This is a genomic window from Erythrobacter sp., assembly GCF_038133525.1.
Lineage (GTDB): Bacteria > Pseudomonadota > Alphaproteobacteria > Sphingomonadales > Sphingomonadaceae > Qipengyuania.
Genome location: NZ_JAYPTL010000018.1, coordinates 7,742 through 22,776 on the forward strand (window position 1 = coordinate 7,742; position 15,035 = coordinate 22,776).

The window sequence follows — 15,035 nt, forward strand, 5'->3', positions numbered from 1 at the left end:
CTATCGCTGAGTAGATCGTTGCGACACCCCAGTTGGGCAATGGGTAGACCATCGATGCGGCGATCAACGGGGTCAAAGCCAAGAGCGCCAAACCCGCCAACAACTGACTTGATGCGATCTTTGCCCGCCGATTGCGAAGATAGAGCCCAATCGCCACGAAGTGACCCAAGGCGAACAATGTACCGCCGACAAGGAAGTCCAATTCCAGCGCCATATCCCCGGCCGCACCCAGCGCCATAGCCAATGCAACAAGCGCGCCATCGACACCCTTGCCACGCAAAGCCGCATAGACGGCAAGGAAGCCGACCCCCGCACCCTTCCACAAGATCAACCAGATTCCGCCAATCGGCTCCTCAGATGCAAAGAAGTAGGTTACTCCGAAAAGCAGGCTCAGGAGCAGCCAGGGGCGATGGTTGATAAGGGCGCGGCGCGGCATGGCCGGACGCTAGGCCTTGTCGAACGGCCCATGCAAGCATTAGGGCGCCCCTGATGACCCACGATATCCACATCATCGGCGGCGGGCTCGCCGGTAGCGAGGCCGCTTGGCAACTCGCTCAGCGCGGCTTCCGCGTACGCCTGTCGGAAATGCGCGGCAGCGGTAGCGTGACCCCGGCGCATCAGACCGACGGATTGGCCGAACTGGTCTGCTCGAACAGCTTCCGTTCCGACGACGATGCAAAGAACGCTGTGGGACTGCTCCACCACGAGATGCGTCGGCTGGACAGCCTGATCATGCGAGCCGGCGAAGTTGCGCGGGTACCGGCCGGATCAGCGATGGCCGTCGACCGCGACGTGTTCTCGTCAGAGGTCGAGAAGGCGTTGTCACGTCATCCCAATGTGGAAATCGTCCGCGAGCGTATCGATGCCCTCCCCTCTTCAGGCCCGACGATTGTCGCCACAGGTCCACTCACGGCACAATCGCTGGCGGAAAGCATCGTTGGCGCAACCGGGCAGGACCGGCTGGCTTTCTTCGACGCGATCGCCCCAATCGTCCATCGCGACAGCATCGACATGGATGTCTGCTGGATCCAGTCGCGCTGGAACAAGCGGACCGAAGCCTCGAACGCGGAAGGGGATTACATCAACTGCCCGATGACCAAGGAGCAGTATCTCGCTTTCCACCAAGGCCTGCTCGACGGCGAAAAGACCGAATTCAAGGAGTGGGAAGCCGATACCCCATATTTCGATGGGTGCATGCCGATCGAGGTCATGGCTGCGCGCGGCGTTGATACCCTGCGCTTCGGGCCGATGAAACCGGTCGGGCTCGACAATCCTCGCGATACCACACCTGAGTTTCCGCAGGGCCGCTGGCCCTACGCCGTGGTCCAACTGCGGCAAGACAACAAGCTGGGCACGCTGTGGAACATGGTCGGCTTCCAGACCAAGCTGAAGCATGGCGCACAGGTCGAGCTTTTCAGGACCATTCCGGGCCTCGAGAATGCCGAGTTTGCGCGCCTCGGGGGCTTACACCGTAATACCTTCCTCAACTCACCATTGGTGCTCGACCGGCAGCTTAGGCTCAAGAGCGCGCCGCACATCCGCTTTGCAGGTCAGGTCACTGGGTGCGAAGGTTACGTGGAAAGTGCCGCGATCGGCCTTCTCTGCGGGATCATGGCAGCCACCGAACTGGCCGGGCGAAGCTGGCGCGCCTTGCCGCGCACCACTGCATTCGGTGCTTTGCTCGCGCATATCACCGGCGACGCCGAAGTAGAAACCTTCCAGCCTATGAACGTCAACTTTGGCTTGTTTCCGCCCTTACACGAAGTCGGCAAGAAGGTGCGCAAGGAGGCCTATACCTCCCGGGCCAAGGCCGATCTCGAAGCGTGGCTCAATTCGGAAGAAACGGTTCTCGCCTAACAGGCACAGGCCCTTTTCCTCACCGGTTTGGGTGCGGTCTTGGCAAACTCGGCTGGCGAAAGCTGGTTGTCTCCATCCACGTCCGCCCCCTCGAACTTGTCGACCGTCGCCACAGCCCATTCCTCGAAGTCGAGCAAGTTATTGCCGTCCTTGTCCAGTTTTCGGAACGCATCGGTCCGGGTCGAGAGCATCTCGGTCCGGCTGATCCTCCAATCGCGGTTGCGATCATACCGAAAGAAGCGCTGTTGTTCCTTGGACAGTTCGCTGGCTTCGGGCGGCTCCGGGCCAATCAGATTTCCCGCTCCAGCGACCGGTACGTCGCTCTGCGCTGGAGCAGGCCGATCCACCAGAGGAGGTGGTGCCGCATCTTCTATCTGCGCGCGTCCAGACCACCAGAACAAGCCAACGCCAGCCAGTGTCAGGCTGACCGCACTGCCAAGGACTACGCCCTTCATCCGCCGATTCCTTTGCCGAGCGTTTCTAGGGGTTTACATCCCAAACAGGCCAACGCGCAATGCGGTCAACGCACTTCGCCGCCCACTCATCAAGGCGGTTCCTCGCTCCTTGATCGACCTCTGCGAAAGCACCGCGAGCACGGCCAGAGGCCTGAGTCTGCGAGAAAACCGAGCCAAGCCGGTGCCCAAATCGTTCGCGTAGCCGAGCACGAGATCGCGCTCACCCGGATCGTCCAGCTTTGATGCAAGGTCGGCCAATGCCCACAATCGCCCGGCCTGGTAAACGGCGGTGCCATCATCCTTGCAACCCAAGGCATTGGCTATGACTTGCCACCCTTCGGCCCGCCCAGTAGCGAAGGCCTCGATTGCAACGACGTCCAAGGGCTCAGCCAGTAAGAGAGCCTCCCATCCGTCCACCATCGATACGAGATGGCCAAGATGCCGACCGAAATGAGCCGACAGTTCGGTCAACTGGGGATTCCCTTGAGATCGAACCGCTGGCTCCGCAATCAACGCATCGCGCCACCAGGCCAATCTAAGCTGCCCGACTATCGGCTCGCTGGCCACCGCCAGTGCCCGCGCGAGTGCGTGATCGAAGCCTAGGAAACTTGCCAGCAAGGGGCGATCACGACCCATCGCATAGGCGAGCGCCACTTCTAGCTCGGGCCCGAAAGTCTGCGCATCATGAAACATCCCACACCCTATGCCGCCAGCCCGTCCATGGCGAAACCCCAGACAGGGACTCCAAAGGTTGCCGCGCCGTTCATCATTTGCGTTAGCGGTGAACAGGCCAACGTGGTCTGGTTCAAAACTCGGTCCCAATGGCTGGCTATATCGAGAAGATTCTCATCGCCAAGGGTGCCGAAAATCACACAACTGGCACGATCAAGGCCCATTATATCACTGTTTTTATGTGTTTTATTATCAGGCACGACCATCGGGTACGTGCAACCCTGTAACGATCAAGGGCGCTCGAAGCTCTATCACTTCGCCAGTTTGAAGCGCGCCGAATATACCCCAATTTATCTGATCTTAACCGTGTTTGTCGACATGTCCTTGATACGCAATGAGTAGATAGCCTGCGCAAGAGTTGTCTTTCGGAGTCTCTCGAGATGCACAATCAAGGTTTCTGGCGTCGCCTTCGCAAGGACACGACGGGTAACGCCATGATGCTGACCGCCATGGCCGCTCCGGCTATCTTCGGGGCAGCTGGCCTGGGCATCGACGTGGCACAGTATTACATGTTCCAGCGAGAGCTGCAGTATGCCGCCGACCAGGCGGCCATTGCCGGAGCCTGGGCGCGCGGCAACGGTGACTCCGGCACCTATTATCAAACTCGGGCACTGCAGGAATTCACGGCGAACCTCTCAACAACCTCGACTTATGCACCGGCGGTCACATCGGCCGTCGCGGACTACGACGGGAAGACGCAGAACAGCGTGGTTGTTACGGCCTCGATCACGACCAACCTTCCCTTCTCCAACTTCATGCTGGGTCGCTCCACAGTCATCGCGGTCGATGCACAGGCCTCCTTCGAGGATCTGGAAAGCTACACGCCCTGCCTCTATGCGCTGAACCCTTCGGCCAGCAAGGCATTGTGGCTCAATGGTGGTCCCACAGTCGATGCTGCGTGTGGTGTTGGTGCGCGATCCAATGCAAGTGACGCAGTGCGTACGAACGGCAGCTCAGGCCCACAGAACATCACCTTTGCCATCTCTGGCGGCGGCGTCAGCGACGGGATGGATGCGTTCGCTAATTCGGACATCGTCGAGAACCTCGAGGACCTGACTGATCCGTTCGATGGATACAGCCCGCCCGACAATCCGACACCGCGTACTTTGTCATGTGGGTCATCCAGTGCCAACTGGACGGCCGATGAGCGCGCAACAGAAACTGCGACGTATCGTTACTTCCAAGGCCAGAACGCGACCAAAGCAGAGGGCAACGGAGTCATCGTCTATGCGGGTGCACTCGCACCGACTACGAGTGTCGTGAACACGATGAACATGTCGTTCAACACTGAGCCGTACGACTATGTTTCTGCGCAAGCCAGCAGCGGTCTCTACAAGAAGACCGGCAACGGCCCGGACACTATCTGGGAAGAAAAGCTTTCTACAACGGCATATGTCTACACCAACAAAGTCCAGGCGTCGGTAAATGCCGGGGCGATGCTTCCTGGCACCTACTCCGACTTCGAGATTTCGTGCGATACAGTGCTGTCGAGCGGAATTTACGTAATCAACGGCGGCAAGATCAAGATCACCGGCCATAGCCTTACCGGCACCGGCGTGATGTTCGTGCTGAAAGACGGTGCCGAGATTCAGATCACGGGTGGAACGATCAACCTGACACCGATGAGCTCGACCGAACTGGTCGCTGCCGGCGTCTCGATGGACCTGGCCGACAAGATCGAAGGCATCCTGATTTTCGAAGACCCTAGCTCGTCTGGTTCCAGCAACAGCAAGATTACCGGCAACGCCAACGTTGACCTCAATGGCATCATCTACCTGCCCAAGAGCGACTTGCAGCTTGCCGGTACCATGCGCGCAAGCAGTGAGTGCCTCTCGATCTTCTCAAACACGCTACAGTTAAGCGGCACGACCGACCTCACCACACTTTGCCCTCCAGGTGCGAAGCACGATGTCGTGGTCGGCGGCGGCGGTACGAGAGTTAGGCTGGTTTCGTGATGAATCGCCTTCGCTCCCTAATCCACGACAAGGCTGGCTCGGTTGTCATAGAGACGGCCTTCGTCCTCCCGGTGCTCGCGTCGCTCGCATTCGGCGGGTTCGAGGTGAGCAGAATCGTTGCTCGCAACAATGAGCTTCAGGCAGCCGCTGCCGAGGCAGCTGCGGTGGTGATGGCCAACGCACCGGACAATCAGTCAGACCGGGACATGATTGAATCGATCGTGGAGGCATCTACGGGGCTTGCGACCGATAAGGTAACATTAACCCAGAGGTTCCGCTGCAATGCCGACACGTCGCTGGTCGCTTCGGTGGCCAGTTGCGCGACAGGTGCGGAAATCTCCGAGTTCATCGAGATTCGCATGCGGGACACCTATACGCCCGTCTGGACGAGCTTCGGCGTCGGCAATCCGGTCAATTTTGACATCACTCGCCGGGTACAGGTGTCTTGATGCGACATTATCTTCCCAAGCTTTGGCGCGACGAGACCGGCTCTGCCCTTGTCGAGTTCGCCATTCTCGCACCGGTCGTCTTCGGCATGATCTTCGGCGTGATACAGATCGGTGCGAGCATGCAATCGTACAACGCAATGCGCTCGATCGCGTCCGACACCGCCCGATACGCCACCGTCGAATATATGAAGAAGAATGAGGTAAGCGACGCTGCGCTGCAGAGCTACGCGCAGAATCTCGCTGCTTCGCCACCCTACGCGCTTCGCGGTACACCGCCTTTGATCGCGGTTGATCCCGTTGCCACGCCGCGCGTGGACGGGACTTTTGAAAAGACCCTCACAATCACTTACACGCCGCCGAACTTCATGCCGATCATGGCAATCACGATGCCCGAGTTGAGCTACAGCCGGCCAATCTTCGTGATCGACGAATAGGACTGTGAAGGTCCGCTTGCGCTCAATCGCGATAGCAGACCTTCTTTGCAGCCGCGACGATGCGCGGTGTGCCGATAAGCGCCAACTTCTCGAGGTTCGCGGCGTATGGCAGCGGGACGTCTTCGTCGCACACTCGAAGGACCGGCGCGTCCAGGTGATCGAAGCCCTCTTCCATGCAGATCGCCATCACTTCGGAAGCGATCGAGCAGACCGGCCAGCCCTCTTCCGCGACGATCAGGCGATTCGTCTTGGCGAGCGAGGTCAGGATCGCTTCCTTGTCGAGCGGGCGCAGCGTGCGCAGGTCGATAACTTCGGCGCCGATACCCTCACCCGCCAGTTGATCGGCAGCCTCGAGCGCAAGGCCGACCCCGATCGAATAGCTCACGATCGTTACGTCGGACCCTTCGCGCATGAGACGAGCTTTGCCGATGGGCAGAACGTAGTCGTCTAGGTCTGGCACATCGAAACTGCGGCCATAGACCAGTTCGTTTTCGAGGAAGACCACCGGGTCTTCGCAACGGATTGCGGCCTTCATCAGCCCCTTGGCATCGGCGGCGTCATAGGGAGCAATCACGATCAGGCCGGGAACGCTGGCGTACCAGGGCCCATAGTTCTGGCTATGCTGTGCACCGACGCGGCTCGCCGCACCATTGGGGCCGCGGAACACGACAGGGCAACGCATCTGCCCGCCCGACATGTAGTTGGTCTTGGCCGCTGAGTTAATAATGTGATCAATCGCCTGCATGGCGAAGTTGAAGGTCATGAATTCGACGATCGGACGCAGGCCTCCCATCGCGGCACCGGTACCGATACCGGCGAAGCCGTATTCTGTGATCGGCGTATCGATCACGCGCTTGGGACCAAATTCGTCGAGCAAGCCCTGTGTGACCTTGTAGGCACCCTGATACTGCGCGACTTCCTCACCCATCACGAAGACACGCGGATCGCGGCGCATCTCCTCGGCCATGGCGTCGCGCAATGCTTCGCGCACGGTGGTGGCAGTGAATGCGGTACCCTCGGGAACTTCGGGATCGCGCACACCATCCTTGCGGACGGGGGCGGAGGTTGCCGTAGCCGGAGCTTCGACAGGTTCAGGGGCAGGCTTGGTCTCAGCTGCCGGAGCTGGCGCAGGTGCAGAAGCATCTTCGCCCTCGCCTGCGATCATCGCGATGACAGTACCAACCTTCACTCCCTCGGTGCCTTCGGGCACCAGGATCTGGCCGAGCGTGCCTTCATCAACCGCCTCGAACTCCATCGTCGCCTTGTCGGTTTCGATCTCGGCGATGATGTCACCAGCGGCGATGGTATCGCCTTCCTGCTTAAGCCATTTGGCCAGCGTGCCCTCTTCCATGGTGGGCGAAAGCGCGGGCATCTTGAGTTCGATAGCCATGGCTCAGTACTCCTCCACCAGAACATCGGTGTAGAGTTCTCCAGGCTGCGGCTCTGGCGAGGTTTCGGCAAAGTCTGCGGCGTCGGTCACGATCTTGCGGATGTCCTTGTCGATGGCCTTGAGGTCTTCTTCGGTCGAGCCATTCTCGAGCAGGATCTTCTTGAGACCCTCGATCGGGTCCTTGTGTTCGCGCACGTCCTGCACTTCCTCACGCGTACGATACTTTGCCGGGTCGGACATGGAGTGACCGCGATAGCGATAGGTATTGCATTCCATAAGCACAGGTCCGAGCCCTTCGCGGACATGCTTGAAGGCAATCTCCGCTGCCTGACGCACCTCGAGCACGTCCATGCCGTTGACGTCCATCCCCGGGATTCGGAATGCAGTGCCGCGGCGATGGAATTCGGTTTCAGCCGAGCTGCGTGTTACCGCAGTGCCCATGGCATACTGGTTGTTCTCGACCACGAACACGATCGGCAGCTTCCACAGCGCCGCCATGTTCATCGTCTCGTAGACCTGGCCCTGATTTGCGGCACCATCGCCGAAATATGCGAGGCAAAGGCCTCCATCACCGTTGTACTGGTGCGCGAGCGCTAGCCCACCGCCCAGCGAAACCTGCGCGCCAACGATACCGTGGCCGCCATAGAATTTATGCTCGGTCGAGAACATGTGCATCGACCCGCCTTTGCCCTTCGAAATACCGGCTTCGCGGCCGGTCAACTCAGCCATGATCACCTTGGGATCGATGCCGTAGGCGAGCATGTGACCGTGATCGCGATAGCCCGTGATGACGCTGTCGAGACCGTCGTTGAGGGCTGACTGTAGGCCGACCGCAACGGCTTCCTGGCCGATATACAGGTGGCAGAAGCCGCCGATCAGTCCCAGCCCGTAGAGCTGGCCGGCACGCTCCTCGAAGCGGCGGATGAGCAGCATCTGCTCATAGAAGTGCAGCATCTCGTCCTTGCTGGCATCGTAGCGGCGCTGTTTTTCGAGCGCTTCCTGCAACGAATGGAGGACGAAGGCGATATCCTCAGCCGGGGACTTCGCTGCGGGTTTCTTGCTCCTGGGGGCTTTGGCCAAGACATCCAATCCTTGTTCTTCCGGGGAGGAATATGTCGTGGCCTATAGGCACAGCGGCATACCCCGCGCAACGGTGTGCGCATCGGTGCATACGAAAACCCTTACGGAAACCTGTGCGCTAGGGCGTCAGTCGTCGAGCTTGACCACAACCTCGTCGGGGTGAACGACGTTGAGCTGGCTGCGCAGCAGCTCGCCCACCATGTCCGGATCGGCGTGATCCTGATTGAGCAGCGCGACGCGATTGGCCAGCGCCTTGCGCTCTTTTTCCAGCTTGGCCAATTGGGCATGGCGCTGATCAAGCAAGCGCAGGTTCTCGCTCCACGCCAACAGCCCGGAAGGCCCGGCAATGGCGATACCCGCCATGACGAGCAGAGCTGCCAGCGCACCGTGCTGGGTCGCCTTAGCCCTCCGCAATGTCACCATGGATTTGCCCCGCTGCATAGTGACACAGAATCACAAAGCCGAGTCGCGCGCAAGAGGCTTAGCGGCGACCCGGTGCGAATTTCCTCCGATGTGATTCTAGCGCCCCGTATCAAGGAAGTCGCGAGCCGAGAAATCCTCGGGCGCCGCAACCTCGACAATGGGGTCGTCGCGGTCGTCGAATTCGGTCCGCAGCGCTTTGCTCATCACCGCATGCATATCGTAGAGACAGGTGATGTAGGTGAGCTCGAGAATCTCGATGTCGGAGAACTCCGCCTTCAGCTCAGTGAACAGCGCATCGGGCACCCTCCCCCGATGCGTTACCAGCCGGTCCGCATAAGCCAGGACCAACCGCTCACGCGCATTGAACAAATCACTCGTCTGCCAGGTCGGCAACGCCGCGATCTTTTCGTCGCTGACACCGAGCCCGCGCAGGCTCTTGCAGTGTTGGGAGAAGACGAACTGGCTGCCTACCGCGTAACCCGCCCAGGTCTGCCCCAATTCGCGCAGGACTGGATCGATCTGGCGCGCAGGGTTGCGATAATAACCGAAACCTTGCGCCGCATGCTTCAGCGTGTCGGGGGAATTGGCAAAGACGGTCCACCAATCTCCCGGCGTACCGGTATCGGTTCCCGGATCCACCACTGGATCGCGTTCGCCGAACAGCAGCTTGTAAAGCGGGAGTGCGACTTCGGCATCGGCTTCGTTGCGGGGGACTTCGCGCAGGCGGGGCATCAGGCGTCCACCGTTGCCGGTTCGTGGCGAACGTCTTCCGCAGTGAACGCCTTGGTATAGGCGGCGAATTCCATCATGATCCCATTGGGGTCGGTGAAATAGACCGAGCGGACGAACACGCCGTCATGCATATCGCGGGCAACGCCCATCTGGCTGTCGTCATGGTTGACCACCGCATGGGTGTGCGGAATGCCTGCGGCTTCCAACTTGTCGACAGCCGTTTCGAGTTCGCTTTCCTCCATGTCGAAAGCGATGTGGTTCATCGAGCCGACCGCGGTTTTTGAATCATAGGGAAAGCTTTTGACCGAGGCTATACCCGGTGCTGCAGGAGGGCCGTCCTTCCACCAGAAGAAGGCGACCGCCGCCCCGCCCCCGCAATCGAAGAAGAAATGCTGCCCGCCATCGGGCAGTTGTACCGTCTTCACCAGCGGCATGCCCAACACGCCGCTGTAGAATTCGACGGTCTCCTTCATGTCGCGACAGACCAGCGCGATATGATTAATCCCCTTCACCTTGAACATGCCAGGCCCTCCTCTGTCCTCGCAGGATGCCAAGCATCGGTCCATCACGCAATCGGAACCATGCGTAACAAATCCCGGGGGTTTCCTTGACACCAACCGGTTTCAGGTGTAACTAGTTTCCCTTGAAACCAATCCAGCTTCCAGAGGGTGACAATGGCTGATCTCTTCGAAAACCCCATCGGTCTCGACGGCTTCGAGTTCGTCGAATTCTGCGCTCCGGAAAAGGGCGTGATCGAACCGGTGTTCAAAGCGATGGGCTTTACCCACGTCGCCACCCACCGATCGAAAGATGTCGAACTGTGGCGTCAGGGGCAGATCAACCTGATCCTCAACTACGAACCGCGCAGCGCCGCCTGGTTCTTTGCCCGCGAACACGGCCCGTCAGCCTGCGGCATGGGCTTCCGTGTGCGTGACGCTCGTAAGGCCTATGCTGAGTTGCTTGCGCGTGGCGCAGAACCAGTTGCCGTCCAGACCGGCCCGATGGAACTGCACATCCCCGCTATCCGCGGCATCGGCGGCGCGATCGTCTACCTCATCGATCGCTATGAGAATGAGGAAGGCAATGGCCTGTCGATCTACGATATCGATTTCGAATACCTGCCCGGGGTTGAGAAACATCCGGTTGGCGCAGGCTTCAAGCTGATCGATCACCTCACCCACAACGTCTACAATGGCCGCATGAAGTATTGGGCGGATTATTATGAGACGCTGTTCAACTTCCGCGAAATCCGGTTCTTCGACATCAAGGGCGAATATACCGGCCTGACCTCCAAGGCGCTGACCGCACCCGACGGAAAGATCCGCATTCCCCTCAACGAGGAAGGCGAAGGCGGCAAGGGTCAGATCGAAGAATTCCTGCGCGAATTCAACGGTGAAGGTATCCAGCATATCGCGCTGATCTGTGACGACCTTATCGGCTGCTGGGACAACCTCAAGCAGCTCGGCGTTCCCTTCATGACCGCCCCGCCCGAAACCTACTACGAGATGCTATCTGAGCGACTGCCAGGCCATGGCGAAGACGAAGGCCAGCTCAAGATGCGCGGCATCCTGCTCGACGGGACAACCGAAGGTGGCACCCCGCGCCTGCTGCTCCAGATCTTTGCCGAGGCGCAGGTCGGGCCGGTGTTTTTCGAATTCATCCAGCGCAAGGGTGACGAGGGCTTCGGCGAAGGCAACTTCAAGGCGTTGTTTGAAAGCATGGAACGCGACCAGATTCGTCGCGGAGTGTTGGAAGTGGAGCCAGCGGAATGAGCGCGCACCCGGTAAAACTGGGCGGGATTCATCACACCGCCTATCGCTGCAAGGACGCGAAAGAGACCGTCGAATGGTACGGCAAAGTCCTGGGCATGGACTACACCACCGCCTTTGCGGAAGACCACGTGCCTTCGACCGGGGAATATGACCCCTACATGCACGTGTTCCTCGACGCGGGTAACGGCAACGTCCTCGCCTTCTTCGAACTGCCCAACCAGCCCGATATGGGCCGCGACGAGAATACCCCAGCTTGGGTCCAACACCTTGCTTTCCGTGTCGGTTCCGAAGAAGAACTGCTCGCGGCGAAGGCGCATGTCGAAAGCCTCGGCATCGATGTACTCGGCCCCACGCATCACGGCATCTTCAAGTCGATCTATTTTTTCGATCCCAACGGCCACCGCGTCGAACTGGCGACCGATATCGGCACCGCCGAGCAATATGCCGAACTGAAGCGTGTCGCCCCGGTGATGCTCGAGGAATGGAGTCAGACCAAGAAGGCCCCGCGCCACGCCGACTGGCTGCATGAGATCGCCCGCAAGGAACACGGTCTTGGCTAATATCGGCTAAGCAATCCTCCTGAGGAATTCGGAACTACCTTCCCGCCATACCGTTGGCCTCGAAAGGGAGTTCCTCACGCGTGAATTACATCGGCACGCTACGTGGCCAGCTGGAAGAAATGGGCAAGGGTCTGGTCGAGACCCTGCCCGCACTTGGCATCGCCCTGTTAATCCTCTTCGCAACGTGGATCGTTGCGCGCTTCGCCGTGCGTATCTCCGACATGCTGGTTGGGCGCACCGAAATGCGGGCAAGCCTGAAATCACTGCTCGACACACTTGTACGGTTGGCGATCTGGATCTTCGGGCTCTTTGCCGCCGCAGTGGTCGTGCTCCCCGATCTTACCTTTGCCAGCATGCTCGCCGGCCTTGGTATTGGCGCGGTGGCGATCGGCTTCGCATTCCAGGACATCTTCGAGAACTTCCTTGCCGGCGTCCTCATCATGGTGCGCGAGAAGATGCGCATCGGTGACGTTATCGAGTGTCAGGGGATTGCCGGCAAGGTCGAACACATCTGCATGCGTGAAACCCATATCCGCAAGCAATCTGGCGAACTTCTCGTCGTTCCGAACTCCGTACTCTTCAAGAACCCGGTGGAGATCCTCACCGACGAGGATTTTCGGCGGTACCAGATCGCTGTCGGCGTATCCTATGACACTAACCTCGATCACGCGGCGGACATCATCCGTCGCGCCGTCGAAGGTGTGGAGGATGTGCTGGCCAGCAAGGGTGTCGACATCTTTGCGCAGGAATTCAACAGCAGCTCGGTCGATTTCCTCGTGCGCTGGTGGGCGGGTTCAAGCCCGCGGGCCGGATGGGAAAGCAGGGACAAGGTCATTCGCGCTATCAAAGCGGGGCTGGATGAATCGCACATCGAAATCCCGTTCCCGCACATAACACACACCTTCAAGGAAACGGTGCCCGTCAGTCAGTTAGGTGACACGCGAAAGAAGACTCCTTAGGGTTTCGATTCGAGACCGGATTCCCGGTCGACGAGGAGAGCCCCCCATGGAAATCTTGCGCACCCCAGCTGAACGTTTTGCGAACCTGCCAGACTACCCGTTTGCCGAGAACTGGTTCACGGTCGACCTTGGCGACGGGCTTACAGCGCGCCAGCACTATCTGGACGAAGGCGACAAATCGGCCCCGCCTGTCCTGTTGTTCCATGGTGAACCGAGCTGGTCATTCCTTTACCGCAAGATGATTCCCATCCTGGTCGATGCGGGATTTCGCGTGCTCGCCCCCGATCTCATCGGCTTCGGTAAGAGCGACAAGCCGGACGACATTTCGTTCTACACTTATGCCCGCCACGTCGATTGGTTGAAGCAGTGGCGCAATGCGGTGGAGCCGCGACCTGCTGCGCTGTTCTGCCAGGATTGGGGTAGCCTGCTGGGCCTGCGCATGGTTGGCCAGGAACCCGAACGCTTCACCTGCGTGGTCGCGAGCAACGCTGCGCTTCCGGTCGGTGGCAAGATCACCGATGCATTCCTTGCCTGGCGCGAGTTTGCCCGGACGTCCCCGGATTTCGTGATCGGAGACCTGCTTCAGCGCGCAACGCAAACCCCACTGAGCGATGCCGAAGTGGCAGCATACAATGCGCCATTCCCCAACGAAGCCAGCAAGGCCGGCGCCCGCGCCTTCCCCCAGCTCGTCCCGGTGGAGGACGGAATGGACGGTATCGCCGAGAACGTGGCGGCATGGGAAGGCCTGGCCGGGTTCACTGCGCCGTTCCTGACCCTGTTCGGGGAAGACGATCCGGTTCTCGGTTCAGCGGCACCTGCGCTCAACACTCGGATCGAGGGTGCGAAGGGCCTGCCCCACGCCATGCTGAGCAAATGTGGCCATTTCAGCCAGGAAGACCGACCACAGGAACTCTCCCAAGGCATCATCGACATGGCGCGCAAGGCCGGCCATCTCGTTTGAGCATGACGGCATATCTATCACGGCGGCAGGAGCAGCTATTGGCAGCCGTCGCCGCCGTGGTAGTTGCAAATGCCTATTACATTCACCCGATAATCGGTGAGGTTGCCGATCACTTTGGGGTCAGCCATGCGCGGATCGGCCTGGTCCCCGCACTGAACCAGCTGGCGCTGGCACTCGGCATCTTCCTCTTGCTGCCCTTGGGCGATCGCTTCTCCAATCGTCGCCTGGCGATCCTCTTCGTGTCGGGCCAGACGCTCGCCATGCTGCTCATGACATTGGCGGGAAGCTTCCTGCCATTCGTGGCAGGATCGACGCTGTTGGGCTTCTTCACCATCACACCCTACCTGCTTCCAGCCTACGCATCGAAGCGCGTTGCGCCCGAACGGCTGGGACAGGTCACCGCCTTGATTGCCGCTGGGGCGATCCTCGGCATCCTTGTGGCTCGGGTTGGCGCAGGGGTCGTCGCAGAGCATTTCGGATGGCGTACCGTCTACTGGATCGCGACATCCCTGATGCTGCTGGTCACGCTGTTCCTACCACGCATGATGGAACCGGGTGAACGCGATGCGGCGGCCCATCATTCCTACCCTGCCCTGCTGCTGTCGGTATTCCCCATGGTCCGCGAGCACCGAGAGATATTGCTGGCGGGCGTCATCCAGGCATTGAATTTCGGTCAGTTCATCGCGCTATGGCTGGCGCTTTCGCTCTACCTGACGTCGCCATCCATGGGTTATGGCACCGACACAGTCGGGTATCTGGCCGGCATTGCAGCCGTCAGCATCATCTCGACACCGCGGCTTGGCATCTGGGCTGACCGTATTGGTCCGCGCAAGGCACGTGCGATCTTCGCCCTGATCCAGCTCTTGGGAATTTCCCTGTTCTGGCCGCTGGGCGGCTCGCTCGCCACATTGCTGGTGCCCCTGTTCATCGCCAATCTCGTCGGCCCGGGAATCGACGTGACCTCGCGCATGACATTCCTGACCCTTCGGCCAGAGCTCCGCACGCGACTGACGACGATCTACGTAGTCCTGATGTTTGTCGGCGGTGGTATCGGGAGCTTCGCTGGAACTGCCGCTTTCGACGCCTTTGGTTGGGGCGGCACCTGCATCGTTCTGGCCGGGATGTCGCTGACATTGAGCCTGCTGGCGACATTCGGGCGGAAGTTCGGGGAATAGTGGTGCGCCCGACAGGATTCGAACCTGTGGCCCCCAGATTAGGAATCTGGTGCTCTATCCTGCTGAGCTACGGGCGCTTCCGGGCCCCGTATAGCGGCTCG

Annotated in this window: 18 protein-coding genes and 1 tRNA gene; 9 read left to right on the plus strand and 10 right to left on the minus strand. The window is 59.8% G+C overall.

The annotated features are described in order from the left end of the window. Positions 1 to 436: lysoplasmalogenase family protein (locus AAFM29_RS06400; RefSeq protein WP_341711974.1), on the minus strand; the 436-nt coding region annotated here is incomplete at its 3' end. 53 nt (positions 437 to 489) lie between these two features. Between AAFM29_RS06400 and trmFO the strand changes: the two genes are divergently transcribed. After that, on the plus strand, positions 490 to 1,857 hold the full coding sequence (gene trmFO, locus AAFM29_RS06405; RefSeq protein ID WP_341711975.1) for a methylenetetrahydrofolate--tRNA-(uracil(54)-C(5))-methyltransferase (FADH(2)-oxidizing) TrmFO: 1,368 nt from the start codon (positions 490 to 492) through the stop codon (positions 1,855 to 1,857). On the opposite strand, the gene AAFM29_RS06410 is transcribed toward trmFO, so the two are convergent. The 3 genes from AAFM29_RS06410 to AAFM29_RS06420 are packed head-to-tail and all read right to left on the minus strand — an operon-like array spanning position 1,854 to position 3,250. Then, positions 1,854 to 2,312, minus strand: a complete 459-nt coding sequence (locus AAFM29_RS06410; RefSeq protein ID WP_341711976.1) for an EF-hand domain-containing protein — start codon at positions 2,310 to 2,312, stop codon at positions 1,854 to 1,856. The genes trmFO and AAFM29_RS06410 overlap by 4 nt on opposite strands. 33 nt (positions 2,313 to 2,345) lie before the next feature. Continuing rightward, positions 2,346 to 3,005, minus strand: coding sequence for a hypothetical protein (locus AAFM29_RS06415; RefSeq protein WP_341711977.1), 660 nt, complete (start codon positions 3,003 to 3,005; stop codon positions 2,346 to 2,348). 8 nt (positions 3,006 to 3,013) lie between these two features. Then, positions 3,014 to 3,250, minus strand: a complete 237-nt coding sequence (locus AAFM29_RS06420) for a hypothetical protein (RefSeq protein WP_341711978.1) — start codon at positions 3,248 to 3,250, stop codon at positions 3,014 to 3,016. 228 nt (positions 3,251 to 3,478) lie between these two features. On the opposite strand from AAFM29_RS06420, the gene AAFM29_RS06425 reads away from it, so the two are divergent. The 3 genes from AAFM29_RS06425 to AAFM29_RS06435 are packed head-to-tail and all read left to right on the plus strand — an operon-like array spanning position 3,479 to position 5,882. Beyond that, positions 3,479 to 4,999 (plus strand): pilus assembly protein TadG-related protein, encoded by a 1,521-nt coding sequence (locus tag AAFM29_RS06425; protein ID WP_341711979.1) that lies wholly within the window; start codon positions 3,479 to 3,481, stop codon positions 4,997 to 4,999. Beyond that, positions 4,999 to 5,448, plus strand: coding sequence for a TadE family protein (locus tag AAFM29_RS06430; protein WP_341711980.1), 450 nt, complete (start codon positions 4,999 to 5,001; stop codon positions 5,446 to 5,448). The genes AAFM29_RS06425 and AAFM29_RS06430 overlap by 1 nt, the downstream gene beginning before the upstream one ends. Then, positions 5,448 to 5,882, plus strand: a complete 435-nt coding sequence (locus AAFM29_RS06435; protein WP_341711981.1) for a TadE/TadG family type IV pilus assembly protein — start codon at positions 5,448 to 5,450, stop codon at positions 5,880 to 5,882. The genes AAFM29_RS06430 and AAFM29_RS06435 overlap by 1 nt, the downstream gene beginning before the upstream one ends. 22 nt (positions 5,883 to 5,904) lie before the next feature. On the opposite strand, the gene AAFM29_RS06440 is transcribed toward AAFM29_RS06435, so the two are convergent. The 5 genes from AAFM29_RS06440 to AAFM29_RS06460 form a co-directional block, all read right to left on the minus strand. After that, a complete protein-coding gene (locus AAFM29_RS06440; RefSeq protein ID WP_341711982.1) occupies positions 5,905 to 7,272 on the minus strand; it encodes a pyruvate dehydrogenase complex E1 component subunit beta in 1,368 nt (455 codons plus the stop codon). A 3-nt stretch (positions 7,273 to 7,275) separates the two neighbouring features. Continuing rightward, a complete protein-coding gene (pdhA, locus tag AAFM29_RS06445; RefSeq protein ID WP_341711983.1) occupies positions 7,276 to 8,352 on the minus strand; it encodes a pyruvate dehydrogenase (acetyl-transferring) E1 component subunit alpha in 1,077 nt (358 codons plus the stop codon). Between the two features lie 126 nt (positions 8,353 to 8,478). After that, the gene (locus AAFM29_RS06450) at positions 8,479 to 8,793 is read right to left on the minus strand and encodes a septum formation initiator family protein (RefSeq protein ID WP_341711984.1); all 315 of its coding nucleotides are present in this window, start codon (positions 8,791 to 8,793) and stop codon (positions 8,479 to 8,481) included. A 78-nt stretch (positions 8,794 to 8,871) separates the two neighbouring features. Then, positions 8,872 to 9,507, minus strand: a complete 636-nt coding sequence (locus AAFM29_RS06455) for a carboxymuconolactone decarboxylase family protein (protein ID WP_341711985.1) — start codon at positions 9,505 to 9,507, stop codon at positions 8,872 to 8,874. Then, positions 9,507 to 10,028 (minus strand): VOC family protein, encoded by a 522-nt coding sequence (locus AAFM29_RS06460; RefSeq protein ID WP_341711986.1) that lies wholly within the window; start codon positions 10,026 to 10,028, stop codon positions 9,507 to 9,509. Before AAFM29_RS06460 ends, AAFM29_RS06455 begins: the two co-directional genes overlap by 1 nt. Before the next feature lie 153 nt (positions 10,029 to 10,181). On the opposite strand from AAFM29_RS06460, the gene hppD reads away from it, so the two are divergent. From hppD to AAFM29_RS06485, 5 genes are all read left to right on the plus strand, one after another. Continuing rightward, on the plus strand, positions 10,182 to 11,279 hold the full coding sequence (gene hppD, locus AAFM29_RS06465; protein ID WP_341711987.1) for a 4-hydroxyphenylpyruvate dioxygenase: 1,098 nt from the start codon (positions 10,182 to 10,184) through the stop codon (positions 11,277 to 11,279). Further along, entirely contained in the window at positions 11,276 to 11,839 is a 564-nt protein-coding gene (locus AAFM29_RS06470; protein WP_341711988.1) for a VOC family protein, read from the plus strand. The genes hppD and AAFM29_RS06470 overlap by 4 nt, the downstream gene beginning before the upstream one ends. 80 nt (positions 11,840 to 11,919) lie before the next feature. Continuing rightward, positions 11,920 to 12,798, plus strand: a complete 879-nt coding sequence (locus AAFM29_RS06475) for a mechanosensitive ion channel family protein (protein WP_341711989.1) — start codon at positions 11,920 to 11,922, stop codon at positions 12,796 to 12,798. A gap of 46 nt (positions 12,799 to 12,844) precedes the next feature. Then, positions 12,845 to 13,759, plus strand: coding sequence for a haloalkane dehalogenase (locus tag AAFM29_RS06480; protein ID WP_341711990.1), 915 nt, complete (start codon positions 12,845 to 12,847; stop codon positions 13,757 to 13,759). Between the two features lie 2 nt (positions 13,760 to 13,761). Then, the gene (locus AAFM29_RS06485; RefSeq protein WP_341711991.1) at positions 13,762 to 14,934 is read left to right on the plus strand and encodes an MFS transporter; all 1,173 of its coding nucleotides are present in this window, start codon (positions 13,762 to 13,764) and stop codon (positions 14,932 to 14,934) included. On the opposite strand, the gene AAFM29_RS06490 is transcribed toward AAFM29_RS06485, so the two are convergent. After that, positions 14,935 to 15,011 (minus strand) — tRNA-Arg (locus AAFM29_RS06490). Positions 15,012 to 15,035: the final 24 nt, after the last annotated feature.

Excerpts from the sequence above, each read along its gene's own strand:
- AAFM29_RS06425 (WP_341711979.1), top strand. The coding sequence starts at position 3,479 with ATGATGCTGACCGCCATGGCCGCTCCGGCTATCTTCGGGGCAGCTGGC.
- AAFM29_RS06430 (WP_341711980.1), top strand. The coding sequence starts at position 4,999 with ATGAATCGCCTTCGCTCCCTAATCCACGACAAGGCTGGCTCGGTTGTC.
- AAFM29_RS06480 (WP_341711990.1), top strand. The coding sequence starts at position 12,845 with ATGGAAATCTTGCGCACCCCAGCTGAACGTTTTGCGAACCTGCCAGAC.
- AAFM29_RS06440 (WP_341711982.1), bottom strand. The coding sequence starts at position 7,272 with ATGGCTATCGAACTCAAGATGCCCGCGCTTTCGCCCACCATGGAAGAG.
- AAFM29_RS06450 (WP_341711984.1), bottom strand. The coding sequence starts at position 8,793 with ATGCAGCGGGGCAAATCCATGGTGACATTGCGGAGGGCTAAGGCGACC.
- AAFM29_RS06410 (WP_341711976.1), bottom strand. The coding sequence starts at position 2,312 with ATGAAGGGCGTAGTCCTTGGCAGTGCGGTCAGCCTGACACTGGCTGGC.
- trmFO (WP_341711975.1), top strand. The coding sequence starts at position 490 with ATGACCCACGATATCCACATCATCGGCGGCGGGCTCGCCGGTAGCGAG.
- AAFM29_RS06460 (WP_341711986.1), bottom strand. The coding sequence starts at position 10,028 with ATGTTCAAGGTGAAGGGGATTAATCATATCGCGCTGGTCTGTCGCGAC.
- AAFM29_RS06420 (WP_341711978.1), bottom strand. The coding sequence starts at position 3,250 with ATGGTCGTGCCTGATAATAAAACACATAAAAACAGTGATATAATGGGC.
- AAFM29_RS06470 (WP_341711988.1), top strand. The coding sequence starts at position 11,276 with ATGAGCGCGCACCCGGTAAAACTGGGCGGGATTCATCACACCGCCTAT.
- hppD (WP_341711987.1), top strand. The coding sequence starts at position 10,182 with ATGGCTGATCTCTTCGAAAACCCCATCGGTCTCGACGGCTTCGAGTTC.
- AAFM29_RS06455 (WP_341711985.1), bottom strand. The coding sequence starts at position 9,507 with ATGCCCCGCCTGCGCGAAGTCCCCCGCAACGAAGCCGATGCCGAAGTC.
- AAFM29_RS06485 (WP_341711991.1), top strand. The coding sequence starts at position 13,762 with ATGACGGCATATCTATCACGGCGGCAGGAGCAGCTATTGGCAGCCGTC.
- AAFM29_RS06435 (WP_341711981.1), top strand. The coding sequence starts at position 5,448 with ATGCGACATTATCTTCCCAAGCTTTGGCGCGACGAGACCGGCTCTGCC.
- AAFM29_RS06415 (WP_341711977.1), bottom strand. The coding sequence starts at position 3,005 with ATGTTTCATGATGCGCAGACTTTCGGGCCCGAGCTAGAAGTGGCGCTC.